Below are 24,176 nucleotides of genomic sequence, written 5' to 3' on the forward strand. Positions count from 1 at the left end.
AAGGAACCTTTTTATCAGTTAGGGCTCAGTGGAATGTGATAGAGGGAAGGGGAACCACCTGTAAATAAACAGCACCTCCTGAGTTAGACAAGTAAGTCTAACTCAGGAGGTGCTGTTCAATATTACGGTGATTTTTTTTTCTAGGCGCTTATATCGACATTTGTGCCAAGTGTTGAAGAAGGTGGAACCAACATTGATAGTAAATTTAAATTAGCTGCTTCTGCAGAGTCCATAGCCTTTTTTAATATTGAAATCCCAACTTCATTTTGCGTTTGCATCAGAGAGTTGGCTATAGAATAAGCTGCAATGTCCACTTTATCGCCTCCTTTGTTTCCCAGTGTACTCTCGCTTGCAAAACTAAGCAATAGGGCGAACCTCCTAAAATTTATGGACACGGGATCAGGTTGTTTGTCCCGAGAGATGGAAGAGGCAATATAATATCGAAGATAATCTTAAGATATGATTCTTATTGGGTTTAAAAAACTGCCCTGGGCTAACCTTTTTCCGGTTATACAGTCGGCTGGGCTGGCGTGTATCAATTGTAAAATATGCGACCAGCTAGGAAAAAACGATTCGCATGTCTAACTTTACTTGCAATTCACTCTTTTGCTTCGAAGGTACCCCAAGCAATTGCTTTACTATCTTTTACCATATGTTGTCCTTTAGCCCAAACATTTGTTAAGTTAAAATCTTTATTAATTACAATGATATCAGCATCGGAGCCGACTGCAATCGTTCCTTTCTCTGGCCATAATTTTAAAGCTTTTGCCACATTACTAGTGACGATTTGAATGGCATTGCTGATACTTATACCTTCGTTTTGTACCATATCACGAACTTCTTCGAGCATGGAAGATTGACTTGCGACACCGACACCGATGGTAGAGCCTTTCTCATCAAAAATTGGCATGCTGCCGTTGCCATCAGAACTCATTGTGATTTGTGTTAATGGAACACCTGCAGTTAACGCTTTTTTTACAGCCGCACTAGGTTTTATTGCTTTGGCTGATCCACTGGCTGGGCTGACACCAGAAGTAATATCCATGATGCCACCTTGTTTAGCCCATTCTATACTTTCATCCAGTAATCTGGCATTACGATTTACATGAGTGGGTAGGAATTGCGATTTTGGGAGTTCGCCATTTGCTGTAATTTCATATAAAAGCTTCATACCATCAGTTCCATCGCCAAGATGCATGTTTACAATGCCAGCTTTACCGCTTAACATGCCGCCAACTCTTGATTCAGCAGCTAGCTTTTGATAATCACTTTTTGTTGGCTGTGCTGAACGATGATCTGACATAGCGATTTCACCGACACCGATAATTTTATCAATGATTATGATATCTTTGCGTACACTGCCTGTAATAGTGGGTGTAGGAATTTCGTAGGCGCCAGTGTAAATGTAAGTGGAAAGCCCTTCTTCTTCAAGTCCCCGGGCTTTAGCAAGTAGACTTTCCATATGACGTGTTGTACCATCAGTTCCAAGGCAGCCAACCAAAGTAGTGACTCCAGATGTTGTGACTTTAGAAAGGAGAATTTCTGGGGTTCTAGTTGCATAGCCGCCTTCGCCGCCGCCACCAATCATATGAACGTGGCTGTCGATAAAACCGGGAAGTATAGTGTGTCCAGTCAAGTCAATTTCCTGAATGTCATAACCTTGCGGAAGTGCTAAATCTTTGCCGATAGCAGCAATCTTTGTACCGGCAATCAAAATATCCTGTTGTCCTAGTTCGTCTGGCCCTATGATATTTGCATTGCGTAATAAGCTGAAAAATGGTTGGGTTTTAGACATAAATATGTCCTCCTTATAAATTGTATATACTGGTTTAATACTTTTACTCAGTGCTTAAAAAAACATTAAAATCAATCGCATTGCCCAAATCGATAGAAGTGCATTTATTACGCAGATAGAAAAAATAGCGGCGTAATGTTTCGTATTGACACCAGCAATCCCTAAACAGCGCCCGATATTTTGCACAGGGTTTCCCATCAGATAAATTGCTGGTACAAGCATTGTTACTTGAGTAGCATCTAAATGTGCGCTTGTATAAAGGCTTACTGCAACACCAATCCCGCCGCCCATGCTCATTATGGAAGTGATGATAACGGTAGCTGCTTCTCCAGGGAGTCCCCATAAAGCCATGATTGGTGAACAGACAATACCGATTAGTTTTAATAATCCAGTTACTTCTAAAATACGAATAATAACAAAAGCCATTACAACATTTGGTAGGAGGCTGGTGGTTCCAATCGTAAAACCACGTTTCGCTCCTTCGATAAACAAATCAAGAACATTTTTATTTTCTGTAATTTCTTTAGTTGTCATGATTGATACCTCCGATCAATGGCTTTTTCAAAACGGCTTTTAAATATAAACGCATCAGGTTCGCACCTATGATTTTAAAGGTAAACATAACAATAATAGGAACTATAATAGGTACGAGCATAAAACTAAAAACAGCTGCTCCAGAAGAAAAGTAGTTGGTAATAAACGCACTGGCACTTGTTTGATAAGATATAATGACAGAACGCTCTTCATCGGTTATTTGGCCTGCATCTACTAGTTCTTTTACCATGCCAGCAGCGGCATCTGTACTTTGCATATTGGCGATATTTGCTAATGCCGTAATTCCTGGAACACCTAATAGTGGTTTTAATATAGGCGTCATTAGTTTTTGTGCTGCTTTTAATCCGCCAAGACCATCAACGACATTAACAAGACCTAAAGCGAGTATAACGGCTGGAATTAATTCAAATGCGAATAAGAAACCATCTCTTGCACCGCTGCCGCCTACACCGCGAAATGTGAAAGCTTTATCCGCCCCTTGGATTTTACCGAAAGAACCATTGAGTACGTTGAAGTCGAACGCTTTCACCCAACCGTCACTTGATGAGAAAATTCCAGAAAATAATACAATAGCGGCTAAGAATGCTAGGTAACCGATCCAGGGAACTTGTAGCGTAGAGTTATTTGTTTGTTTCATGATGTAGCCTCCATATGAATTTTTGTACATTTGCTTATAAATGCAACTTTCATGCCAATATAATTTTTAAAAAAAGAATCAATATGTTCTTCCTGTATAAACAATTCCTATATTTTAGAGAGTTTTCGGTAAGAAGAGAGGACTTCTTAATGATAAAAGGGAAATATAAAGGGTGATGATTTTCTTAATCCCTTTATATTTCCCTTTTTAGAGAGGAGCATCTAATGAAAAATCTAGCCGTAATTGCCATGGGGCAAAATACATCCGTAGCATTTCGTGAACAATTGTATCGATTGTTAGGTAACAGAGTTAATGTTAATAATTATTATATAGAAGGTAATCTACTGCCCACTAACATTGAAGCCGATCTCGTTTTATTTTCTAGTCAAGCTGCATATCAACGATCGAAATCTTATGTGAATAAAACTTGTCCGATATTAGTTGCACGACGTTCGATAAATTATCATGAAGTAAATAAATTATTTGAGATTCCATTAGGTACGGATGTACTGTTGGTTAATGATTTGCCATCAAGTGCAAATCAAACAATTGCATTGTTACAGACACTGGGGATTGATCATATTAATTATTATCCGTATTCACCTCAAATTTTTAATTATCCTAGATTAAAAATAGCGGTAACTCCTGGTGAAAAAGAACTTGTTCCAGATTTTGTTGAAGAAGTGATTGATATAAAAACACGATTAATCGATATTACAACTTTGCTAGAAATACTAATTCAGTTGGATTTATTGGAACTGTATGCGGATTTCTTATCAGCGAATTATGTACAGGATATCATTCGTTTAATTAAAAATGACAATCAGAGAATTTATGAAAGTAATAAAATTAGGGCTCAATTTGAAACTGTAATTGATACGGTACATGATGGAATTATTGTAATTGACAGTTGTGAAAAAATTTCTGTATTTAATCCAGTTGCTGAAAGGTTATTAAATATAAAAGCAGAGCAGGCAGTAGGACATTCAGTAAATCAAATAACAAATACAAATTTATTATATATTTTGGATGGAAAAAACAATATAAGAGAATCTTTGGTAATGGTAAATCAACATTATTTGATTGTTAATATGGCCTACATGCATCCAGAAAATTTCGAGCTTGGTCGGATTTATACATTCAAAGATGTTTCAGAAATTAGGCGTTTGGAAGAGTCAGTACGACGCAAGTTGATTCAAGAACAGAAGTTTGCTAAATATACACTTTGCCAGGTGATTGGACAAAGTACGGTAATTAAGCAGATGCTGGCTATTGCCGAAAAAATGGCGTTATCAAGTTCGACGATTTTAATTCAAGGTGAAAGTGGTACGGGGAAAGAAATTATTGCACAAGGGATCCATAATGCTTCACCACGTAATAGTGGACCATTTATTGCTGTTAATTTTGCAGCGTTAACAGAAAATTTATTGGAGTCAGAGTTATTTGGCTATGTAGAAGGAGCCTTCACTGGTGCAATGCGTGGTGGAGCTCCAGGGTTATTTGAAGAAGCACATAAAGGAACCATTTTTCTTGATGAAATTGGGGATGCTCCGTTGGCATTTCAGGTGAAGCTACTGCGTGTTTTGCAGGAACAACAGATACGGCGAGTTGGCAGTTCAAAGCTGATTCCTATTGATGTTAGAGTGATTGTGGCGACCAATTGTGATTTGAAAGATTTGATTGAAAAGGGACAATTTCGGCAGGATCTGTATTACAGATTAAATGTTTTGCCTATTAAAGTTCCGCCGCTTCGAACGCGGGGACAGGATATTTTATTATTAGCAAAGGCTTTTTATAAAAATAATACGCATAGAAGTGATGATGAGGAAGCTGAACAATATTTCAAGAAGATAGCCTCTTGTCTTTTAGAATATAGCTGGCCAGGAAATATTCGCGAACTACAAAATGTAGTTGAATACCTAGTAAATATTTGTCCAGATGTTCCACCCGATATTGATATTTTGCCAGAAGAATTTAAGGTTAATTATAAGAGTGATTTTTTAACAAAAGAAACGGAAGAAGAACTTGTCAAACGAATCTATGATGAAATTAATTTAGCAAATGAGCAAAACCATTCGATTGGCCGACGATCTCTAGCTGAACGTTTAGCAATACCTGAAAATCAGGTGCGTAATTTGTTGCAAAAAATGCAGGTCGAAAATCGAGTCATTCTACAAAGAGGTCGTAAAGGCTTAAGAATCAATCCAGAGTTTGACGAAAATGAGGGAATGTCTTAAGAAGAATAAGTATAGAAGAAACGTAGACCACAGCAAATTAAAGTCAAGTCCTAAATGCGAATAAGGAACGAAATAAGCTACCCAGAGTCTACTTTGTTAGTAGATTCATGGGTAGCTTCTCTTTAGATTTGACGTGGCGGTGAAATTTAGAAAAATTAAAGTGAACATCTCTAATAGGGACAACTAACCTGTTCCCGTTTCTCAGTGGGGTTGCCCCAAATTTAAGGTAGCTTTTCGATATTCGAGATCAAATAATCAATAAAATATTTGCTCGCAATCGGCAAACTAGTTCTATCTTTGAATCCGATAGCAATTGTTCTGATAATAGGAGGATCAACCGGCAGCATGACAATATTATAATTCGTGCGACGTAGCACAAGTTCTGCCAAAATGCTGATACCCAATCCTGCTTCTACCATTGTCATAATAGCATAATCGTCATGGATACAAAATTTTATATTTGGTTCTAAATTGCAAGCATGAAACGCTTCCATCGGTTCACTAAAATGACCTTCCTCTAACAAAATAAATGGCTCGTTCACTATCTCATGCAAAGTAACAGTACTATGGGAAGCCAATCTATGATTTGCTGGCAAAATCGCTAACATGCTTCCTTCTTTTATAGTAATTGTATGGAAATCAGTTACGGCAGGGGGAGTGATAAAGCCGAAATCTACGGCCCCAACTTTTATCCACTCCTGTATAGAACTATAATCTCCTTGATGAAGAATAAATTGCACATTAGGATAAAGTACTTGAAACTCTTTTATTAACTGTGGCATCCAGTGGCAGGAAATACTTGAAATCGTACCTATGCGGATGACTCCCGTTTCCAAACCTTTTATCTCGTTTGCCTTTTCCTGCATGGCTTGATATTGAAGAATGGTTCTCTGAATAAATGGGTATAAGTCTGCACCCTCTAATGTCAGCTTTACCCCCACACGGGAACGATATAGCAATGTAATAGACAATTCCTCTTCTAACGATGAGATCATTTGGCTCATAGCGGATTGCGTGTATCCAAGGGCTTCCGCTGCCTTGGTAAAGCTCCCAAGCTCCACAATTTTTTGCAGTGCAAAATATCGGTTCATATTTATAAATCACCTTTTCTAATGTTTAAATAAGAAATATTAATTTTACTTATGTTAAAGTGCAGTATATACTACATAATAAAAAAACACAAGAAAAGGTGATGAAATATGTCTTTTGAAAAAGTTAAAGTATATTTTGACGGAGTGGGTTTAGGTCGGCGTGTCGTGGAACGGGAACAGATTGGCGCCACAGTGGAACAGGCCGCGGTGTCGATTGGTTGTGAGCCCGCACGGATTGCAAAAACAATGTCGGTTTTTCTCGATGAAAAAGCTGCTCTGCTTGTAATGGCAGGTGACGCCAAAATAGATAATACAAAATATAAAGCCTGCTTTCAGCAAAAAGCAAAAATGATACCTGGCGATCTGGTAGAAACCTATATAGGTCATTTCCCAGGCGCGGTTTGCCCTTTTGCTGTCAACAATGGTGTACGTGTATTTCTGGATATATCCCTCAAACGCTTCGACATTATGTATACAGCTGGAGGCAGCTTAAACAGCACAGTAAAATTATCTTTAGAAGAGCTTGAAACCCATTCCGCATCTGCAGGCTGGATAGACGTGTGCAAGGGATGGCTTGTAAATTAAAATGAATAGTAAGCGTGCGCTTACTGTATCCATATTGGCAAGAGGAGTCTTTGTGAAATAGAGGCTATTGCTTAATTCAATAATAAGAAAGGTGGTAAATAAACGAATGAAATACTATGTTGTAGATGCATTTGCAGAAGAAATTTTTGAGGGGAACCCTGCCGGTATCTGTGTTTTAGAAAATTGGCTTTCAGGCGAGGTTATGCAGAAAATCGCAATGGAAAACAATCTTTCTGAAACAGCGTTTGCGGTCAAGGAAAATAACAGTTACCGTCTGCGTTGGTTTACCCCCGGTGGAGAGATTGACCTTTGCGGCCATGCAACATTGGCAACCGCATTTGTACTTGCAAACTTTGTAGAAACGGCTTCAACTGAATTTGTTTTTGAGAGGGAAAATAACCGTAGTACGAAAAGGTGATTTATACGAGATGGATTTTCCCGCTTATCATTTGTCACCTGTGCCTGTTACTGATAAAATGACAGAAGCGATAGGTGTACGGCCGGTGGAAGCATGGATGGGGCGGGACTTGGTTTGCGTATTAGAAGAAGAAAATCAAGTCTTTGATGCACAGCCTGATCAGGCAAAACTAAAGACGCTCGACGGTCTGCTGCTGCAATTGACGGCAAAAGGGACAGAATATGACTGTGTTACCCGTAGTTTTGCTCCCAAATTAGGTGTGGAAGAAGATCCGGTTTGTGGTTCCGGTCATTGCCATGTGATACCTTTGTGGGCTAAGAAATTAGGAAAAAATACGCTGGTAGCCCGTCAAGCCTCCCGACGTGGCGGCACTTTGTATTGTCAGGATTGCGGCGAGCGGATAAAACTTTCAGGTAAAGCCGTCCTATACGCTACGGCGGAACTCCATATTAAATGAGGCAAACAAAATGTCAGTAGAAAAAGTAAAGTATTCTCTGCGGTTTTATCCTACATTTTCTTGCATGAAGTGTTAATGTAAAAGGCTACATAGGTGCAGCACTTATTTTATCTGGTGTTGCTCTCTCAAAAATTACAATAAAGGTTGCTACTTCTCACGCTGATCGTGCCGTCCAGCCCCAACGGTAAATAAATGGATAGCAAAAAGACCATCAAATCCAGGAGTGGGACAAACAACCTGTCCCCATGTCCCGTTCTTCATGTTATGTCTGCATAATAGGAAGGGTATCAAAAAAAACAGGCTATTTTTAGCCTGTTTATTTTTGTGTAGTTTTTCCTTTTACTTTTTCTAAGAATGTATTCATGAGTGCTGTTTTATTAGGATGATTAGTAGATTTATTGCTAAAACTGGTATCATTCTTTTGATTGTTTTGTTCTCTAGATTTCTTTAGTCCAAAAGCATCATTAGCCTTATTTACTTTTTTTTGCCCCATAAGTATCGCCTCCCTAATTATTATCTGCATTACAATAAATTAAATTCAAAAAGGAAGGCTACTAGTTTAATAACTAAGCAATCCCTCAGATTTCGAGTCATATACAGCAGTCATAACCATAACAGAAAAACACGATAAATTCAAGCAGAATCCATCCAATTGTCCAGTTGAACATATGTGAGTAGAAAAGTAAATGGGACACGGGGACAGGTTGTTTGTCCCGAGAGATGAAAGAGGCAATATAATAATTAAGATAATTTTAAGCTGCGATTCTTATTGGGATTAGAGAAACTGTCAATTGATAAGAAAACTGAAACAGAGCAGGATTTAATATTTATGAAAGAGGAGCTACCCATAATCTACCTAGTTAGTAGATTATGGGTGGCTTTTCTTTAATTTGAGATAGCGATAAAATAAAGACAATTTAAAGCTAGAGTTTTTAATAGGGAAAACTAATCTGTCCTCTTGCCCCTTATAATTCGGCGACTAAAAGAAGACGGGCTATCGATACGTCAAATTGAGCGAGCAACAGGAATATCGAGAGGTATAATAGCGAAAGGCTGACAAAAAGAAAGTCACTTTTGTCCTCTTATGTCTAGTACATCATAGCGTAGCTTATTATTACATAAACCGTTCTAAGAATAGGTTGGAAAGATTTTTGTTACAAAATCCATATATGGCGCAAACTTTTTATGGACCACCAGCGTCTATACTGTGTAAAGCAAAGAAAGGAGCTACTCGTGCTAATGGGGAAATGCAATATAGAAAAACAATTCGTAGATTACGTTATGGAAAATAAGGATAACCACTATCGGCTTGCTTTTAGTTATGTTAAAAATGTTGACGACGCTTTGGATGTTGTACAGGAATCTATTTATAAAGCCATTTCAACTGTTGATACTCTCAAAAATCCTGGCTATTTTAAAACTTGGTTTTATAAAATTTTAGTAAACACCTCATTGGATTTACTTCGAAAACGGAAGAAACTAGTTGTAGTAAATGATGAAGTTTTATTAAGTTTGGATTCAGGTACATTTGATAATTGTGAGGACATAGATCTTCAAAAATCATTAGATAATTTACCTGTTCAATACCGTAGTGTAGTAGTACTTAGGTTTTTTGAGGACTTAAAAATAGAAGAAATTGCGGCTATTTTAGATGAAAATGTTAATACAATAAAAACGCGCTTATACAAATCACTAAAAATGTTACGTATTCAAATGAATGATTAGAGTAAGGAGGAGCCATTTGTGATGGATAAAAAATTGAAAATGCTGAAAAAGGAATACATGAACGTACCTATTCCTTCGGAATTGGACTTTATAGTAAGAAAAGCCTTAAAAGATAACGAAATTAATAGCAGTATGAGAAATAATAACTTTAAAAGAATAAAAATAGCAGTCGCTTCAATAGCCGCAGCATTTGTCGTACTTACTGTAGGCGTTAATACTAGCCCAGTTTTTGCAGCAGCAATGACTAAAGTACCGGTTGTAGGTAGTATTGTAAAAGTGCTAACTTTTCGAGAATTTACTGTAAACGAAGATACCTTCAATACGAATATAAAAGTACCTGCCATACAAGGTTTAGAAAATAAAACCCTGGAAAATAGCTTGAATGAAAAATACCTTGCTGAAAACAAAAAGTTATATGAGCAGTTTATGGCTGATATGGAAGACTTGAAGAAAAACGGTGGCGGTCATTTAGGCGTAAATAGCGGCTATGAAGTGAAGACCGATACTGACAGAATTCTTTCTATAGGTCGTTATGTGGTGAATACTGTGGGTTCTTCATCAACAACAATGAAGTATGATACTGTAGATAAGAAAAACGGAATCCTGATTACTTTACCAAGCTTATTTAAAGACGATAGGTATGTTGAAATTATAAGTGAAAACATTAAGAAGCAAATGATAGAACAAAATAAAGCGGATAACAATAAGTTTTATTGGGTTGCAGGGATTGAGCAGAAAGGGAATATGAAGCTATTTGAAAAAATTTCAAAGGAGCAAAGCTTCTATATTAACTCAGAAGGTAAGCTGGTAATTTCATTTGACAAATACGAGGTTGCCCCAGGATATATGGGAATTGGTCAATTCATTATTCCAACCAATATCTTATCAGATACTTTGGTTAGTAATGAGTATATAAAATAAACGGTATATGAAACCCAGAGTAGTATTATTTGCTACAATTTTAGTTATAGTATTAGTGTTTGCAGGCTGAATGCAACAAGGGATAGGTTTTTTGTCCCGAGAGATGGAAGAATTAAGGTCATAAACTACAATTGTTATTGGGATAAAGGCAACTGCAGATTGACAAGAAGCCTAAAATAGAAGCTTGTTGGTAAAATAATGAATATAATGTAAAAAATATAGCGGGATTTAGCATTTATAAAGAGAAGCTACCCCTAATCTACAGTTAGTAGATTTATGGGTAGCTTCTCTTTTATTTAACATATCAATAAGATAAAGACAATTTAGAAGTATTGTTTTTTTATTGGGACAGTGAAACTGTCCCCGTATCCCTTTGTTTGGAACATGGGTATTGGAAATATCTTTTTTGCAAAATATCTTCGCTATGTGAAGATAGCTTATTCGCCTTTAAAATGTGCTGGGCGTTTTTCTAAAAATGCAGTAATCGCTTCTTCATAATCATGGCTGTCATAAACCTTCCGCCGCATCCCCTGTACCCGTTCAAAAGCGGATGGAGTGATAGAATATGCTTTTGATAAAACACGGAACTGTTCTTTTATTACCTCAATCGATAAAATCGATCGTGTGCTAATTGTCGCAGCTAAATTCAATGTAAAAGGGAGAAGTTCTTCTTCTGAAACTAAATGATTGATAATGCCTACATTTAAAGCCCGTTCCGCAGGTACTAAATCAGCAGTAAAAAACATCTCTTTAGCAATATTAATCGGTAAACGATTCATAAAATGTAAAATACCTGTAGAATTATAGGGAACCCCAAGCTTAGCAGGAGTCATGGCAAACTTAGCCGTCTTATCGGCGATCACCATATCACAAGTCATTATTAAGTCGCAAGCACCACCATAGACACTGCCTTGTACCATTGCAATAACCGGACCAGGGTATTCTTCCACAGCCCGTAAAAGTACCTCAAGTGAATCGTAATAACTTAACGGATCCCTCATTTTTAATGGTAATTCTTTAACATCATGACCTGCCGACCATACCTTAGATCCATCTGGAGCACGCAAAATAACGATATGGATCTTCTGTTTTTGAAAATTATCAAGTGCTTCAATAATATCATCAACGAGTTCAGCACTTAATGCGTTTAGTTTCTGGGTATTATCTAGCGTAATAACGCCCACTTTTTCTAAGAATTCTACCTTGACTAATGACATAATCAATCCTCCTAAATAAGCATAAATTATAAAACTATTCTATTACTCAGTTGCGATAGGGCTTTAGAAACCTGATAGATAGTCATTTGACAGCTATAAATTTTTTTTCGAAAAACTCTCTGCTTCTTGACCTGCCAATAAGGCACCACAGTGGAGTATATCTTCTCTGTTGAATGTATTTAGAATACAGTATACTGAATACCTATGCCTTTCCTTTATTATATTCCTACTATGAAAATAACTGAAATATTGAATAATCATGGTATGATAACTATAGGTTATAATGATATTTGTATGATGAGACAAAGAGCCTGTCCCAGTGCCCCATAGTTGCTTATATAGAAAGATGATATATTCGTCTAGACTTCGGTTTAGGCTTTTTTTATTTGTATCGTTGATAAGGGAAATTACTGTTATGTAAAAAGCTGAGTTATTTCAATAGAATTGAAATTTTAGCTTCGCAATAGTAGGGATCTTCAACGGCTGCCGTAGTATCATCCAGGATGCTTTCTATATAGGCGTGTCCCCTAAATGTAAGCCCGTGATCATTTGCATAGTCTACAAGTTGTTGAAGGGTTGGATCTATCTCCGTCCAAGATCCTCTGTAATAGCTCACAAGGTAACGGCCGGCAGGTTTATAAGTCCAATTGATGGCTTCAGTGTTTTTCTCATCAATACGGTAATAGCAATTGGTCAATTGGCTGAAAATTCCTTGTTGTATTTTGTCAGTAGCCATCATGTAGCCAAGGGGGTAGCCACAATAGTTTCGAGTGTGGTAGCAGTCACGCATAAATTTCAGCGTAACTTTCATTGTTTGTTCCATAGACATTTCGTTAGTCGGTTCGCTGATTACGATTGCTTGTGCTTTTGATTCAATAATTTCGATTTTAGAACAATCCATTTCTAGGTTTGCTTCCATGCTCTTGATCTTATTCTGTACAATTCTTTGCAGCCACATAAGCTCGGCAATTTCTTGCTCTAACATTTGACTTTGATTATACAGCACCGTTTGTGTCTTTTGCGGAGTGCAGTGTACCAAATGTTTTTTGATCTCTTCTAATGGGACACGGAGTTTGCGCAGCAGTTGAATGGCGTCAAAAACAGTGCTTTGCCCAAACGTATAATAGCGGTACCCGTTTTTTTTCACGATAGCCGGTTTGAATAAATCAATGTTGTCGTAATACATCAAGGTGCGCTTGTTAATGCCGTAAAGAGCGGCAAATTGGCCGGTAGTAAATTCTTTTTGTAAAAAATCATGCATGATGCAAAATCCTCCCCTTGACTATACAGTTACTGTATAGTTTATCATATCCCATAGCTCCAAATTGGTCAATTTTGGAGTACATAAGGATGCTGGGCCGATATATCTTGGTGGCGCAGCATAGGTATGCTGCAATACCGTTAACGAATGGGGAGGTTGAAAATTGTGTTTTCAGCAAAATTCAGAAAAAGTTGCTGTGTAGGATTGGGTACCATAATGATTGGTTTGATTATAACAGGATGTGGCGGCACGGAGATGATGGTGCAGGAAAAAGCAGTGCCAGTTAAAGCAATAAAGGTTATCCAGCAGAATGTAACGAGAGTCAATGAATATGCAGGCCAGGTACAGGGAAAAAATGAAGTGAAGATTCAGGCCCGTGTGTCAGGCAATATTATCGAAAAAATGATTTCTGGTGGCGATATTGTTAAACAAGGGCAGCCGTTATTTCGAATCGACAGCACTCAATATGAAAGCACATTGCTTTCTGCACAGGCGCAATTAGTGCAAGCCGAGGTTAACTTAGAAAACTCACGGATTGATACAGAAAGGTATCAAAACCTGTTAAACGCTGCGGCCATCCCGGAACAGCGGCTAACTACCCAGAGATCGGCCGAACGCCAGAATGAAGCCTTAGTGTCTTCCAACCGTGCATTAGTAAGAAAGGCTCAGGATGATGTAAACGGTACCTTGGTTGTTTCTCCAATAGACGGACGCATCGATGTAAATGATGTCGGTGTGGGAACCTATGTGCAAGCAGGAAGTACCACGTTAGTCACGATGGGTGCTCTGGATTCGGTATTTGTGCAATTTAACATGAGCGAAAATGAATACCTTAGCTTGCGGCAGGTTTCGCAAAACAACGTTGCCAATAGTGGCTGGGGTGAAAACGTGGTGATTACATTAAGCAACGGTGCAGTCTATCCGCTGAGCGGGAAAGTAACGCAGGCGGACAGAGGTTTGGCCAATAATAGTGGAACCTTGACGCTAAAAGCCTCTTTTGCCAATCCAGATGGGATGTTAATTCCGGGCATGTTTGCTAGAGTTAAAATCCCTGGCATACCGGTAAAAAATGCGGTGCTGGTTCCCCAGCGGGCTGTGCAGCAAGTATTGGATAAATCCCTTGTCACGGTTGTCAATGCTGACAACAAAGCGGAGCCCCGATCGGTGATTCTGGGAGAAAAGGTGGGCAGTTATTATCTTGTAAAAGAAGGTTTGACTGCAAATGACATAGTGGTTGTAGAAGGACTGACAAAGGTTCAGGAAGGGGTGACCCTTGATGTGACTGTCGTCGCTCCGGAAGAGTTGGAGCTATCTATTAACTCGTAGGAGGTGTGCATAATCGTGGCAAGATTTTTTATCGAGCGTCCAATTTTTGCAATTGTTCTTTCCATTATGATTGTGGTAGCGGGAACGATTGCTGGGCTGAATCTCCCCATTGCCCAGTATCCACAAATCCAGCCGCCAACAGTATCGGTGTCGGCATCCTATATTGGCGCGAATGCTGAAGTTGTCAATCAGACGGTAGCCCAGGTTTTGGAAGAGCAGATTAATGGTGTACAGGGTATGAACTATATGAGCTCAAATTCCGATGATTCGGGTGCCTACAGTCTGGAAGTTGTTTTTGATTTGGGAGTCGATGGAGACATTGCTGCCGTCAAGGTGCAGAACAGTGTCGCCCAGGCCAATGCCAATTTGCCGGCAGAAGTAACCGCGGCTGGCATTACCACCCAAAAAGCATCTTCAGACATGGCTATGATGCTGAGCTTCTATTCACCCAAGGGCACTTATGACAGTGTATTTTTAACTAATTATTTCAATGTTTACTTGAAGGATGCTATTAAGCGGGTTAACGGTGTCGGCAATATGATGGTCCTGGGGTCGGATTTTTCCCGGCGTATCTGGATTAATCCAGATCGCATGGCGGAACTGGGCTTAACGGTAGCCGATGTGCTTGAGGCCGTCAAGGAACAGAATGTTCAGGCACCGGCCGGTACAATCGGTGCCATGCCTGTACCCAAAAAGCAGGAGTTTCAATATACCGCGAAAGTGCGGGGGCGTTTAGCAAGTATCGCCGATTTTGAAAATATTATCGTGAAGGCCCAGCCGAATGGCTCCTTCGTTTATCTGAAAGATATTGCGCGAGTCGAGAATGCCGGGAAAGACTTGAATTATTCCACAAAACAAGATGGAGCCAATGCAGTTGCAGTGGGCATTCAGCTCACCAGCGATGCCAATGCAATGAATACCATTGCGGGAGTGAAAAAAGCTGTAGCAGCAGCAGAAGAAAATTTTCCACCGGATATGAAATATAGAGCCATCTTTGATAATACGAATTTTATCGCCGAATCCATGCATGAGGTGGTTAAAACCTTTTTTGAAGCGATGGCCCTCGTTATGATCATAGTATTTCTTTTTCTGCAAAGCTGGCGGGCAACGCTGATTCCGATGCTGGCCGTTCCCGTATCATTAATTGGTACGTTTGGTGCTTTTGTGCTTCTTGGTTTTTCGATTAACACCTTGACTCTATTCGCTATGGTATTGGCAATTGGATTGGTTGTCGATGATGCCATTGTCGTTATTGAAGCCGTCGAGCATCATATGCGCTTTAATAAACTGACACCGGTGGAGGCCACGAAAAAAGCAATGGCCGAAGTGTCCGGGCCGGTTATTGCCATTGCTTTTGTATTGGCCGCTGTATTTGTTCCGGTTGCTTTCATCGGCGGCATGGTAGGCGTTCTCTACCGCCAGTTCGCCTTGACGATAGCGGTGTCGATGGCTTTATCTGCTCTAGTCGCTTTGTCCCTGACCCCGGCACTGTGTGCCCTGTTATTAAAGCCTTACAAAGAGCAGGCAAAGGACAGTGTTCTGGGCAGATTTTTTGGCCAATTTAATGACTGGTTTGACCGAACTACCAGTGCATATAGTGAAATGGTGAAATCATTAATCTCCAAAGCGAAATATTCTTGTATATTCTTGTTGATCATTTTAGTAGGGATGGTGTTCCTATACAAAATTGTCCCGACGACCTTTGTACCGGATGAAGATCAGGGATATTTTGCGGTAGCTGTCACTCTGCCGGAAGGCGCGAGTATGAATAGGACACAGGCAGTAACCGACCGATTGGCTGGAGAAATTAAAGAACTGCCAGGTGTCGATCAGGTTATCGCAATTGACGGTTTTGATATGTTGTCAAATGGTGCCAAGGCCAACACGGCAGCTCTATTTGTTTGTCTTGAACCGTGGAGTAACCGAAGAGATTCTGCTACCCAGATCGATTCCATCATCGGTCAGGTTCAAAGCAAATCTGACCTCTTTCCAGAAGCTTCTATTATGGCCTTTAACATGCCGCCCTTGCCAGGTCTGGGGATGATCAGCGGTTTTACTATGGTACTGCAGGATATGTCCGGTCACAGCAAGGAAGAACTGGATGGTATGACGAAGAAACTTGTGCTTGCCGCCAATCAACTTCCGGAAGTGGCGGCGGTATACTCAACATATAAAAGTGATTCTCCCGGCTATGAGTTCGAAGTTGACCGGGAAAAGGTGAAAAATCTGGGCATTGCCTTAAATGATGTATTCACGGCGCTGCAAGTCAATTTCGGCGGTACCCAGGTGAATGACTTTAACCTGTTCAACCGTACTTATAAAGTGGTTATGCAGGCAGATACAATGTTCCGTAATGAAGCTGACATGATGCGCTTTATCTATGTCCGGTCCTCGAATGGCTCCATGATTCCGTTAGATACCTTGCTTAAACCGAAGCTAACGACAGGGACGTCCATTATTTCCCGTTTCAATGCTGCTCGCAGCATTCAGATTAATGGCTCCGTAGGAGAAGGCTACAGTTCGGGGCAAGCTCTTGCTGCTATGGAGAAACTGGCGAAAGAAACGCTGCCTTCCGGTTTTAGTGTGGAGTGGTCAGGGCAAAGCCGGGAGGAAAAGAAAGCCGGCAGCACAACCATGCAGATTTTGGCACTGGCCTTGGTATTTGTCTTTTTATGCCTGGCGGCACTGTATGAGAGTTGGAGCGTTCCCTATGCTGTTATGCTTTCTGTGCCAACCGGCATTTTTGGGGCATTATTGTCCCAATATACTATGAATCTGCAAAACAGTGTTTATATGCAGATTGGAGTGATTATGCTGATCGGTTTAGCCGCTAAAAATGCAATTTTAATCGTTGAATTTGCTAAAGTTAGGGTGGATAAGGGGATGGACCCGGTTAAAGCTGCTATCGAAGCGGCATCCTTACGGCTTCGACCTATTCTGATGACTTCTTTCGCCTTTATTATTGGATGCCTGCCGCTGGCAATGGCTAGTGGTGCTGGTGCTGGCGCAAGGAAGGCGATGGGGACTGCGGTTGTTGGTGGTATGACGATCGCTACGGCTTTTGGTATTTTCCTCATTCCCGTATTATTTGTGGTTGTGGAATGGATTGTAGCTAAATTAAGCTGGAAGAAAAAGAAAAAAGAAGTCTATTCAGCATAAATACTGTTTAAATAACAATGTCCTTGATTCTTCCTGTTGGAGAGGTATCAAGGATATTTAAAATATTTAATTTCTTTGACTAAGGAGGATATAAAATGAACGGATATGTTTTTTTAGGCATAGCAATAGCCTTAGAAGTATTTTCTACATCTATGCTTAAATATTCAGAAGGCTTTACGAAGCTATACCCTAGTCTTGCTTTTGTAGTAGGGATGAGTGCTTCATTTTATGCAGTGGCTCAAGCCATGACGGTTATTCCACTAAACATCACCTATGCGATTTGGGCTGGATTAGGAACGGTTTTGACAGCATTAGTGTCTATTTTGATTTGGAAAGAATCTATTAATATCTATAGTGGTATAGGGATAGGATTAATCGTCATTGGCGTAGTAATGCTTAACTTAAAGGGACCTGCTCATTGAAAAAAGTCCTGTAAAGTAGATGCTTTACAGGACTTTTTCTTATAGCTATTTATTTAGTAGAAATAGACAAATGATATAATTATAGTCAGAATCGGGAAATATCATAAAAGAGGAATGTAGGGTATTACTATGGAAGAAGTTACTGATTGGGGTTCTTAGTTACTGTTTTATCTTAGGTTTTCCGAAAGAAGGTGGTAGAGATTAATTTCTTGGATAAGAATCAATATGTTTCTAAAGTTTTGTTGGAGAAACATAATATACCCTCCGGTAAGCACTATCCGTTTTCAATACCTGCTATAGCAAAATTGGATAGTCTTGCATTACATCCCAATGTGACTTTTTTGATTGGAGAAAATGGAGCAGGAAAATCAACGTTAGTCGAAGCAATCGCAATTGCTTTTGGGCTTAATCCTGAGGGTGGATCGAAACATTTTACCTTTTCAACGAAAGAATCACATTCGCCGTTGCATGAACATATGGTTTTATGTAAAGGCGTTAAAAGGCCAAGGGATTCTTTTTTTCTACGGGCGGAGAGTTTCTTTAACGTGGCTACGAATGTTGATGATCTAGGTGTTGGAGAAGCCTATGGTGAGCATTCTCTTCATGAGCAATCACATGGTGAGTCCTTCATGTCACTTTTCTTACATCGATTTAAGGGGAAGGGGTTTTATATTCTTGATGAGCCCGAAGCGGCCTTATCTCCAATGCGACAGCTTGCTTTTATCAGCCGCCTTCACCAGCTAGTATTAGACAATTCACAGTTTATCATTGCTACTCATTCACCGATTATTTTATCCTATCCTAATTCCTACATATATAATATTGATGGAAGCGGCATTAATAAGATCGAATATGAGCAAACGGATCATTTTATGATTAATAAACATTTTTTCAATAATCGCAAAGCCGTACTGAATGAGTTAATGCAAGTATAATAGGAGTGGCATTAGTAGATTAGTAATCAGGTTTCCAGCTCATTTATGCATTGAAGTGCCTCAGGGAAGTGCTTGGAGGCAATGATTGTACATAATGTATACAAGTGTTTCGGACAGGGAGGAATAGAAGTATGAAAAGACAGATAAAAGACAATATGCCTGAATTTATAGGGCTGAGAGAAGCTATGGAATTATCCCGGGAACAAAATCGGGAAAATCACCGAAAATTTATAAATCCCGAGTTGGTAAATCTCATGGGACTTTTAAATTTTGATAAGTGTTTTGTTAAGGCGCAAGGGGCGTCGCTATGGGATAAAGACAATGATGAATACTTAGATTTTTTAGGAGGCTATGGGGCATTAAACCTAGGACATAACCACCCTGAGATCAATGCAGCAGTTGAGGCAGTAAAGGAATTTCCAAATCTGCTGCAAGCGGCTCTAAACCCTTTAGCAGGGGCATTAGCGCGAAACCTAGCATTATTCACTCCTGGAGAACTGCAATACTCATTTTTTAGTAACAGTGGAGCAGAAGCTGTGGAAGGGGCATTAAAACTAGCTAGAGCCTCTACTGGAAGAACAAAATTTATTTCCTGTGAAGGCTCTTTCCATGGAAAATCCTTCGGAGCTCTGTCGGTTACAGGCCGGGAGAAATATAGGAAACCTTTTGCCCCTCTACTGCCGGGTGTAGACTTTATTCCGTATGGAGATGCCAAAGCCCTTGAACAAGCTTTGAGCCAGAAAGATGTAGCGGCCTTTATCGTGGAACCCATTCAAGGAGAAGGAGGAATTATTGTTCCACCGGAAGGATACTTGAAAAAGGTTAGAGATATTTGTACAACTTATAATACGCTGCTTATTGTTGACGAGATCCAAACAGGATTTGGACGTACTGGAAAACTTTTTGCCTGTGAAGAGGACGGCATTGTACCTGATATTTTATGTCTGTCCAAATCTTTCGGAGGCGGGGTGATGTCATTAGCTGCCTATACTACAACAGAAAAAATATGGAAAAAGGCCTATGGCAGTATAGAAAAAGCGACACTACATACTTCTACCTTTGGCGGAAATTCGAGGGCGGTAGCAGCAGGAATTGCCACCTTAGAAATTCTCTTTAGAGATGATTTATCCCGTCAGGCTGCTGAAAAGGGCGAATATCTCATGGGGAAATTACAGGAGCTCCAGAAAAAATATCCCTTCTTAAAAGAAGTTCGCGGAAGAGGGCTTATGATTGGACTTGAGTTTGCTCAGCCTGAGAAGGGGCTGCTTAATAGACTGACTGGGGGAACGGTGGAAAAGTTAGCTAGTGAATATTTGGGTGCTATGGTAGCTGGAGAACTTTTAAATAAACATCGAATTGTTACGGCATATACCTTGAACAATCCGAATGTGATACGCTTAGAACCGCCTCTGATCGTATCTTATGAGCAACTTGATACATTACTTGCAGCATTGGAAGAAATATGCTCAAAAAATAGAGGATTTGGAGATATGGTTTTAGCCAGTGGTAAAACTATTTTGAGTTCTTTCGTTAAAAAATCTTGAGGATTTGTTTATATAAAGCCAAAGCTCCTGCAAGCTTGATAAGCTTTGCAAGAGCTTTGGCTTTATATTGGTAGATTGCTGGATGAGTTGGCCGATCCCACTACTCGTATAATTCGATGCCCACCATTTTCATCAGATATTTCGCATTGGTAGTTGTGCACTGTCCAGTGCGAAGTTTATAGTCAAACTGTATTTCATTATTTACATAGTTCTCAGTGAAATGATAGTTTACAATTTTGCCATTTGTATCTTTCTCTAGATTGCATAGTTCAAAGTCATGGGTGGAAATCAGTCCGATAATCCAATCCTTATTTAAATTTTTCAACACACTGGCAGCTCCTAGAACACGATCTCGTGAATTGGTGCCGCGAAATATTTCATCAATTAAAAAAATCATGTCTTGTTGTTTATGTGAAAAATCAATGATGGTTTTTATGCGCAGCAGTTCCGCATAGAAGGTTGATATGCCACTGTTTAAATCATCATTAATTCTCATAGATGTAAAGATATTCATAATGGAACATTCCAGCTTGCTGGCTGAGACGGGAGCTCCACAATAGGCCAGGACAAGGTTTATACCGATGGTTCGTAATAAGGTAGTTTTTCCTGACATATTTGATCCTGTAATTACACAAATCGTATTTTTCATATCAATATTGTTGCGTACACTTTTGGTTTCAACGAGTAGCGGATGCCCTATGTCGACTGCTGAAAACAATAGTCCTTTTTCCGCGAAGGCAGGAAAACTCCATTGGGGATGTAGCTGTAAGATGACACCTAGACTTGTCAGTGCTTCAAAGTGACCAATGGTATGAAGCCAACTTCGTATCAATTTTCCATTTTGCTTCTTCCAAGCCTCTAATGCGAAGACACAATGAAAATCCCACAGCATGAGAAAGTTCATGATACTAAATGAGATGAGATTATAACGAAGTTCACTAGCTGTTACAATTCTTTCAAGATGCTTTACTCGTAGAGACGCTGCTTTGGCTTCCTGTAATAGGTCGGATTGCAACCGGGTCAGATACTTATCCTGAAATTTTTCTTTTTCAATTAGGGAAATAAACTGATTGAAAGCGTCCAGATTTTCTTTAAATTTGTGTACCGTATTTAATGCTAGGGAGTTTTCTTTAAAACCAATGGCGGTAAGTATCATTTGGACGAAAATCAGACTCAATGGTATAAAAGTAGGAATCGAAATTTCAAAAAGAAACAGAATCAATGAGAGAACCGTTGCCACAGGCAGTATATAAAAGATACTTTGTAGCCACTTACGTTGAAATCGTTGTGAAGGATTTTCCGCATAAGCAATTAGACTGCTAGGGTCCTTTTCAATGTCTGCTGCAAGCATACCGAGACACTGTAATTCCTCGACAAAGTTGCCCTTTTCTGCCAGCTCTTTTACAGCCTGCTGTCGTCTCTTGATTAATTCGATATCCTTTTCTGAAGTTGCAAGGAACTTCTTTACTGTCTTTCTTCCATAAAAGGTGTGTGCAACATTGATCCACTGGAACAAAGATTTTTCTCCGAATATATCTAGATCTCCAGTATAAGAATGACCTGGATCAATAAACTCCTGCCCGTTTTCTTTAAAATTGATCCAACTTCCGTCCATTCTACTGAGATACTTTTCATTAATCTCAATTTTACAGCGGATCTTATTTAATTCTCTTTTGACCTGTTGATGTTTAAGCACAAAGTAAATAAATGGTATCAGAGATAGGAGCAAAACGAAATATCCATAAATGGAATCTATTTTGACAAAACAGAAGCTAGTAATCCCTGCGCCTATTAAAAATACTAGCATACGAATATTGCTAATTCGATTAGAGGTCTCCTGTTGTTTTACTTCCTGGCTTCTAAGAGTATGCAAGCGATTTGAAAATGTATTGATCGGCATAAATCCTCCTTAATGACGAATACAAGCGACGAGTCACCTAGATCATCTAGTTGTTAATACTATTTACCATGAGAATCCAAAACCCTTTAATGTGAATGCAAGAATGCAAGCGAATTCATTGTACTTGCATAATGCAGGAGTTTTTTTATTGTATGGAAAATAGTTGAAATTAAACCAATACACTTTATAATAGTATACGACAAAACTATTTAGAGCTAGATGGGAGTAACACTACAGAGGTTTTCCTTTTTGGGAAAAAACGATAAGGAAGGTGTTTACATTGAAAAATAATAATATTACGGATATATTTCCTGTTATTACAACAAGTCGGTTAATTCTTCGCGAATTAACCAACCAAGATGCTGAAGCGTTACATAAATATTGGACAGATTCGGATGTTCTGGAATATCTTTCCATCGATCCTTTTGCCAGCATACAAGAAAGCCTTGATATGATTGCTATCCTAAAAAATTTATACGGTGATAGTCAAGGAGCCAGATGGGTGATCACATTAAAGGATAGCGGAAAGATAATTGGCACATGCGGTTTTCATAACTTTAAAAGTGAGCACCGTAGAGCTGAAATGGGTTATGAGCTGGGAAAAGAATACTGGAACCTGGGAATTATGACGGAAGCGTTACAGGCTATTATTCACTACGGGTTTGATACGCTGCAATATAATCGGATTGAGGCGTTTGTTAATTTTGGTAATGTAAGGTCAAAAAAAGTATTAGAGAGAAACGGTTTTAAATTAGATGGTTTACTTAGAGAATACGAGTTTAATCGTGGTAAATTCGTTGATCAATATTGTTATTCTTTATTAAAATCTGAGTATCAAGTGTAAGACCTAAAATGTTTCTAACGAAAGAGAAGCTGCCCATAATCTACTAATAAGAGTAGATTATGGGCAGCTTCTCTTTCGATTTAGCATAGTGTAAAGCGGGGGTTATTGAAAAGAATTTTTGCTAAAGAAGGTTCTATTTTATTTGGCAGATATAGTGTTATCTGAAGAGAGGGCATTTTTTTGATTGGTGATATATACACCTAAAATGACGAATAATCCACCTAAAGCAATCGATAGAGTCAGTTTATCATCAAAAAACAGTATGCCTGCTACGATAGCCATAATTGGGTTAAAATAACTGAAGATTGCTGTTTTAACGGCACCGATCTTTGAGATTCCTAAATACCAAATAAAGTATGAATAAACGGAGCAAAAAACAGCTAAATATGCGGTGGCTAAGAGGGTAGCCCTGCTAATTGTGGGAAGTTGCTGCAACAGTGATGTTTCCGCAAATACCGTTGGAAAAAATGCAAATGGCAGCAATAGAATGGTTCCAGAAATATGAATATAAGCCATTGCGGTAAATGGACTATATTTTTCTAACACTGTTTTACCTTTAAGAGTAAACCAGGCCCAAACGAGTGCATTTAGGATCAGTAAACCGTCTCCTAAAAGTGTCTTTTGGTGGAATAGATCGCCAAATTTTCCTTGGCTGATGACTAGCAGAACACCCATAAAGGCAATACAGATTCCTATCCTACTACGAGTAGTCACTTTTTCTTTTTTAGTAATTATGCAGAATAAAGCAGCAAAGACCGGGGTCGTTGCCATAATGAGACCGGCATTTGTACTGGTTGTATATTGTAAACCAGTATAATGAATATAGAAAAAGGAAGTAATCGCAAAGAAGCCAAGTGTGAAAAATTGAGGTATATCTTTTTTATCGATGGAGCTAGTTCCCTTTTTAAGTAATAGAATAAGGGTAAACACGAAAGAGGCAACAACAAAACGTAAGATAACTAGGTTCAGAGGAAGAAGTTGTTGCATCCCTATTTTAGCTGCAACATAGGAAGTTCCAAGAAATATAGGAACAGTCATTAAAAGCAGGTGTATGTTTTGGAATTTCATCCGAGGGGAAGGGTTAGCAGTTGCGATGTTTCTAATGTCAAAGTTGTTACAAAGAGTAGTTTGGTCACTCATTACAATC

At 39.1% G+C, this 24,176-nt stretch carries 22 protein-coding genes; 12 read left to right on the plus strand and 10 right to left on the minus strand.

The genetic code is table 11. The features are described from left to right. Window positions 1-140: 140 nt before the first annotated feature. The 4 genes from QSJ81_RS07435 to QSJ81_RS07450 all read right to left on the minus strand — a co-directional run bounded on the left by QSJ81_RS07435 (window position 141) and on the right by QSJ81_RS07450 (window position 2,987). A complete protein-coding gene (locus QSJ81_RS07435) occupies window positions 141-314 on the minus strand; it encodes a YjfB family protein (RefSeq protein WP_285716777.1) in 174 nt (57 codons plus the stop codon). Window positions 315-598: 284 nt separating this feature from the next. After that, entirely contained in the window at window positions 599-1,795 is a 1,197-nt protein-coding gene (gene iadA / locus QSJ81_RS07440) for a beta-aspartyl-peptidase (protein WP_285716778.1), read from the minus strand. Between the two features lie 54 nt (window positions 1,796-1,849). Continuing rightward, on the minus strand, window positions 1,850-2,329 hold the full coding sequence (locus QSJ81_RS07445; RefSeq protein WP_285716779.1) for a YjiG family protein: 480 nt from the start codon (window positions 2,327-2,329) through the stop codon (window positions 1,850-1,852). Then, complete coding sequence (locus QSJ81_RS07450; RefSeq protein WP_285716780.1) at window positions 2,319-2,987, minus strand: nucleoside recognition domain-containing protein; 669 nt, start codon at window positions 2,985-2,987, stop codon at window positions 2,319-2,321. The genes QSJ81_RS07445 and QSJ81_RS07450 overlap by 11 nt, the downstream gene beginning before the upstream one ends. 224 nt (window positions 2,988-3,211) lie before the next feature. On the opposite strand from QSJ81_RS07450, the gene QSJ81_RS07455 reads away from it, so the two are divergent. Beyond that, entirely contained in the window at window positions 3,212-5,224 is a 2,013-nt protein-coding gene (locus QSJ81_RS07455; RefSeq protein WP_285716781.1) for a sigma-54 interaction domain-containing protein, read from the plus strand. A gap of 221 nt (window positions 5,225-5,445) precedes the next feature. On the opposite strand, the gene QSJ81_RS07460 is transcribed toward QSJ81_RS07455, so the two are convergent. Then, complete coding sequence (locus QSJ81_RS07460) at window positions 5,446-6,315, minus strand: LysR family transcriptional regulator (RefSeq protein WP_285716782.1); 870 nt, start codon at window positions 6,313-6,315, stop codon at window positions 5,446-5,448. Between the two features lie 108 nt (window positions 6,316-6,423). Between QSJ81_RS07460 and QSJ81_RS07465 the strand changes: the two genes are divergently transcribed. The 3 genes from QSJ81_RS07465 to QSJ81_RS07475 all read left to right on the plus strand — a co-directional run bounded on the left by QSJ81_RS07465 (window position 6,424) and on the right by QSJ81_RS07475 (window position 7,775). Next, on the plus strand, window positions 6,424-6,900 hold the full coding sequence (locus QSJ81_RS07465; protein ID WP_285716783.1) for a YbaK/EbsC family protein: 477 nt from the start codon (window positions 6,424-6,426) through the stop codon (window positions 6,898-6,900). Window positions 6,901-7,006: 106 nt separating this feature from the next. Next, window positions 7,007-7,318 carry a PhzF family phenazine biosynthesis protein gene (locus QSJ81_RS07470; protein WP_285716784.1) on the plus strand — a complete coding sequence of 104 codons (312 nt, stop codon included), beginning with the start codon at window positions 7,007-7,009 and terminating at the stop codon, window positions 7,316-7,318. A 10-nt stretch (window positions 7,319-7,328) separates the two neighbouring features. After that, complete coding sequence (locus QSJ81_RS07475) at window positions 7,329-7,775, plus strand: PhzF family phenazine biosynthesis protein (protein ID WP_285716785.1); 447 nt, start codon at window positions 7,329-7,331, stop codon at window positions 7,773-7,775. Between the two features lie 316 nt (window positions 7,776-8,091). Here the strand turns inward: QSJ81_RS07475 and QSJ81_RS07480 are convergent, their stop codons facing one another. Beyond that, entirely contained in the window at window positions 8,092-8,268 is a 177-nt protein-coding gene (locus tag QSJ81_RS07480; RefSeq protein ID WP_285716786.1) for a hypothetical protein, read from the minus strand. Window positions 8,269-9,014: 746 nt separating this feature from the next. Here QSJ81_RS07480 and sigV point away from each other — a divergent pair. Next, the gene (sigV, locus tag QSJ81_RS07485; RefSeq protein WP_285717201.1) at window positions 9,015-9,500 is read left to right on the plus strand and encodes an RNA polymerase sigma factor SigV; all 486 of its coding nucleotides are present in this window, start codon (window positions 9,015-9,017) and stop codon (window positions 9,498-9,500) included. 21 nt (window positions 9,501-9,521) lie between these two features. After that, window positions 9,522-10,421: an anti-sigma-V factor RsiV gene (gene rsiV / locus QSJ81_RS07490; protein WP_285717202.1), complete on the plus strand. Its 900-nt coding sequence runs from the start codon at window positions 9,522-9,524 to the stop codon at window positions 10,419-10,421. A 437-nt stretch (window positions 10,422-10,858) separates the two neighbouring features. On the opposite strand, the gene scpB is transcribed toward rsiV, so the two are convergent. Beyond that, window positions 10,859-11,638, minus strand: coding sequence for a methylmalonyl-CoA decarboxylase (gene scpB, locus QSJ81_RS07495; RefSeq protein ID WP_285716787.1), 780 nt, complete (start codon window positions 11,636-11,638; stop codon window positions 10,859-10,861). Between the two features lie 430 nt (window positions 11,639-12,068). Further along, window positions 12,069-12,899: a MerR family transcriptional regulator gene (locus tag QSJ81_RS07500; protein WP_285716788.1), complete on the minus strand. Its 831-nt coding sequence runs from the start codon at window positions 12,897-12,899 to the stop codon at window positions 12,069-12,071. A gap of 165 nt (window positions 12,900-13,064) precedes the next feature. Here QSJ81_RS07500 and QSJ81_RS07505 point away from each other — a divergent pair, with 165 nt between their 5' ends. From QSJ81_RS07505 to QSJ81_RS07525, 5 genes are all read left to right on the plus strand, one after another. Further along, window positions 13,065-14,225 (plus strand): efflux RND transporter periplasmic adaptor subunit, encoded by a 1,161-nt coding sequence (locus QSJ81_RS07505; RefSeq protein WP_285716789.1) that lies wholly within the window; start codon window positions 13,065-13,067, stop codon window positions 14,223-14,225. Between the two features lie 15 nt (window positions 14,226-14,240). Next, window positions 14,241-17,384: an efflux RND transporter permease subunit gene (locus tag QSJ81_RS07510; RefSeq protein ID WP_285716790.1), complete on the plus strand. Its 3,144-nt coding sequence runs from the start codon at window positions 14,241-14,243 to the stop codon at window positions 17,382-17,384. Between the two features lie 95 nt (window positions 17,385-17,479). Further along, window positions 17,480-17,806: a DMT family transporter gene (locus tag QSJ81_RS07515; RefSeq protein WP_285716791.1), complete on the plus strand. Its 327-nt coding sequence runs from the start codon at window positions 17,480-17,482 to the stop codon at window positions 17,804-17,806. Window positions 17,807-18,015: 209 nt separating this feature from the next. Next, on the plus strand, window positions 18,016-18,741 hold the full coding sequence (locus QSJ81_RS07520) for an AAA family ATPase (protein ID WP_285716792.1): 726 nt from the start codon (window positions 18,016-18,018) through the stop codon (window positions 18,739-18,741). A 131-nt stretch (window positions 18,742-18,872) separates the two neighbouring features. Then, window positions 18,873-20,285 carry an aspartate aminotransferase family protein gene (locus QSJ81_RS07525; protein ID WP_285716793.1) on the plus strand — a complete coding sequence of 471 codons (1,413 nt, stop codon included), beginning with the start codon at window positions 18,873-18,875 and terminating at the stop codon, window positions 20,283-20,285. 100 nt (window positions 20,286-20,385) lie between these two features. On the opposite strand, the gene QSJ81_RS07530 is transcribed toward QSJ81_RS07525, so the two are convergent. After that, window positions 20,386-22,185, minus strand: a complete 1,800-nt coding sequence (locus QSJ81_RS07530; protein ID WP_285716794.1) for a MutS-related protein — start codon at window positions 22,183-22,185, stop codon at window positions 20,386-20,388. 280 nt (window positions 22,186-22,465) lie between these two features. Between QSJ81_RS07530 and QSJ81_RS07535 the strand changes: the two genes are divergently transcribed. Continuing rightward, window positions 22,466-23,029, plus strand: coding sequence for a GNAT family N-acetyltransferase (locus QSJ81_RS07535; protein ID WP_285716795.1), 564 nt, complete (start codon window positions 22,466-22,468; stop codon window positions 23,027-23,029). A gap of 138 nt (window positions 23,030-23,167) precedes the next feature. Here QSJ81_RS07535 and QSJ81_RS07540 read toward each other — a convergent pair whose 3' ends face one another. Beyond that, window positions 23,168-24,169 (minus strand): DMT family transporter, encoded by a 1,002-nt coding sequence (locus QSJ81_RS07540; protein WP_285717203.1) that lies wholly within the window; start codon window positions 24,167-24,169, stop codon window positions 23,168-23,170. Window positions 24,170-24,176 lie beyond the last annotated feature (7 nt).

Origin of the sequence: Pelosinus sp. IPA-1, assembly GCF_030269905.1 — a bacterium.
In the GTDB taxonomy this organism is placed as follows: Bacteria; Bacillota; Negativicutes; order DSM-13327; family DSM-13327; genus Pelosinus.